This is a genomic window from Streptomyces colonosanans (genome assembly GCF_001866645.1).
GTDB lineage: Bacteria > Actinomycetota > Actinomycetes > Streptomycetales > Streptomycetaceae > Streptomyces > Streptomyces colonosanans.
Genome location: NZ_MLYP01000108.1, coordinates 1 through 1,332, shown reverse-complemented (window position 1 = coordinate 1,332; position 1,332 = coordinate 1). Strand labels below are relative to the sequence as shown.

Annotated in this window: 1 protein-coding gene; it reads right to left on the bottom strand. The window is 67.3% G+C overall.

Translation table 11 applies throughout. The features are described from left to right. Positions 1-1,332: condensation domain-containing protein (locus tag BIV24_RS29670; RefSeq protein ID WP_245767000.1), on the bottom strand; the 1,332-nt coding region annotated here is incomplete at both ends.

Genomic DNA, 1,332 nt, shown 5'->3' with positions numbered 1-1,332 from the left:
ATCAAACAAATCAGTAGCGAACTCGAAGACCCCGACGAGCCCCGCCGGGCTGCCTTCCCTGTCCTGCTGCTCGTGCACGCTCAGCTGGAGGTCGAACTTCGCGGTGCCGTAGCCGGTCGGCTCACCGGTGAACGACAGTCCGGGCAGCCGAAAGTCCGCCTGGGCGTTGTTCTGGAAGGTCAACATCACCTGGAACAGGGGGTGCCGGGACATCGACCGGACCGGGTTCAGCACCTCCACCAGGTGCTCGAACGGAACATCCTGGTTCCCAAAGGCCCCCAGGTCCGTCTCACGCACCCGCTCCACCAACTCACGGAACGTCGGGTCACCCGACACATCCGTCCGCAACACCAGCGTGTTCACGAAGAACCCGACGAGGTCCTCCAGAGCCTCATCCGTACGCCCCGCCACCGGCGAACCGATCGGGACGTCTGTCCCCGCACCCATCCGGAACAGCAAAGTCGCCAGCGCCGCCTGCACCACCATGAACACACTCGCACCCGACTCCCGGGCCAGCGCGACGAGGCCTCGGTGCACCTCCGCGTCGAGCTCGAACACCAAGTGGTCGCCGCGATGAGAGGCGACGGCCGGGCGAGGCCGGTCGAAGGGCAGCTCCAACTGGTCAGGCAGAGAATCAAGTTGCTCCTGCCAGTAGGCGACCTGCCTACTCATCAGGCTGTTTGGGTCGGAGTCGTCGCCGAGCAGGTCTCGCTGCCACAGCGCGTAGTCCGCATACTGCACCGGCAGCGGCTCCCACTCGGGAGCCTTCCCGTCGATCCGCGCCTCGTAAGCCCACGCCACATCCCTCGCCAACGGAGCCATCGACCAGCCGTCACCGGCGATGTGATGCAACACCACCACCAGCACGTGCACCTCCTCCGCCACCGCGAACAGCCGCACCCGCACCGGGACTTCAACGCTCAGGTCGAAGCCCTGGGCTACAATGTCCGTTACCGCCGCCGCCACGCTCTCCTCTGCGATCTCCATCGCGGGCAGGGAGATCACAGCCTCCTCCGCGTCCAGCACCTTCTGATACGGGGTGCCGTCGGCATTCTCCAAGAACAGCGTGCGCAGGCTCTCGTGGCGCGCGACCACGTCACCGATGGCCGCCGCCAGGGCTGCCCGGTCCAAGCGGCCGGTGAGCCGCAGGGCAATGGGCACGTTGTAGGTGGCCGCCGATCCCTGGATGCGGTTGAGGAGCCACAGTCCGCGCTGGGCGGGAGAGAGAGGCGGGTTGGCGGGGCGGGGCCTCGGGGTGAGAGCGGCCTGAGCCGTGCCTCCCTCCGCGGCCAGCCTCTCAGCCAGCCGCTCGACCGTGGGTCCTTCGAAGAA